This window comes from Modestobacter lapidis (assembly GCF_054780755.1).
The window spans coordinates 1-1,450 of the sequence record NZ_BAAGVS010000053.1 but is presented as its reverse complement, the minus strand read 5'-3'; the positions used below and the strand labels follow the sequence as shown (position 1 = coordinate 1,450).

The 1,450-nt window shown below is 70.8% G+C and carries 1 protein-coding gene; it reads right to left on the bottom strand.

Translation table 11 applies throughout. The features are described 5' to 3' along the window. Positions 1 to 1,336 (bottom strand): IS1634 family transposase (locus ACYVG5_RS21395; protein WP_222050834.1); only part of this gene is annotated, 1,336 nt, incomplete at its 3' end. Between the last annotated feature and the right edge of the window lie 114 nt (positions 1,337 to 1,450).

Here is a 1,450-nt window from a genome sequence, read left to right as displayed (position 1 = left end):
TGGCGGGCATGAGGTTGGCGGGCATGTTGGTGACGTAGCCCTTCAGCCCGACCAGGCTCTGCGCTCTGGCCAGCGCCTTCTCATCCAGGGATCGGGCGCCGTTGCTGGTCTTGACGAACCGCGGCGTGCGGGCCGCGCGTTCGCCGTCGACGACCTCCCGGGCGCGGGTCTCCTGCAGGGCGAGGGTCTTGCGGTCCCGGGCTGCGCGTTTGGCCGAGTACGCCCACACCGCCCGCCACGACCCGGGGTGCTGCGTGGGGTCCCACACGGGCTCAGCGCGGCGCGCAGTGTCGTTCTCCCCGACCTTCCCGCCCTTGGCGCGGCCGGTCTTGGGGGTGATCGTGTCGATGACCTGGCCATCGGTGAACGCATCGCCGTGCCAGTGGAAGTGGGATTCCAGATCCGCCGGCGCTCGGGTCACCCGCGAGCCGACGATGAACCGCACGTGCGCCTCGTCCAGCGCCTTCAGGTTCGCCGCCGACAGCATCCCGGCGTCGGCGGTAACGGCGAGGTCGGCCAGGCCGTGCCGCTCGGTGAACTGGGTGATGATCGGGATCAGCGTGCTGGTCTCGGCCTTGTTGCCCTCGAAGCAGCCGATCTCCAGCGGGAACCCCTGACGGTCAACCAGCAACCCGACCACGACCTGCGGGTCGACTCGACGTTCCTTGGAGTAGCCGACTTTCCGCAGGTCGTCCTCGTGTTCGGCCTCGAAGTAGAGCGTCGTCACGTCGTAGAGGCACAAGGTCAGATCCCCGACCGTGCTGGCGCGGGCGAAGCACGCCGCTGCGACCCGGTCCCGGTAGTCACCCTTCACCGCTTTCCGCAGGGTGCGGTTCATCGTCGGGTAGCTGGCCGGCCGGCGCCCCAGGTCGGTGAGCACCCGCCCCGCGTCCAGCAGTGACGTCGGTTCCACGATCCGGGCGATGACCAAGTCGCAGAACACCTCATCGGTGGCCGCGGTGAACCCCAGCGCGGTGACCACCCCAAGCAGGGCGTCGTACAGCAGCCGCGACCCGGTCGCCAGCACCCGTCCTGCACTGTCCCGCGCAGCCGCCGACCGGCGAACTGGTGGCGCCGGCACCGCCGGGAGCACGCCCTGCCCGCCCGGGGCCGCGGCCAGCGGCAACACCCGCGGCGTGGGCTCGACCCCCAGATCCAGCACGCCTTGGGCCGGGTCGCCCAGCAGCTCCCGAGCCCGCTCCATCAGCACCCCGAGCTCGGCATCGGTGTGCGCCGACCCCACGTGCTTGACGATCTCCTGCCGCCCGGCCCGGTACGCCGCGATCTGCACCGCCGTGGCCCCCGAGGCGGTCCGCACCCGCCGGATGAACGCCACACCCCGACCCTAGGCCGACCCCGTTAGTGCGTGAAACCGCGCCGAGTCCAGACCGTTCCCGCAGCTCAGCGAGCCGCAGCAGAAATGATCATGCGGCCCTGATCAAAGTCAGGC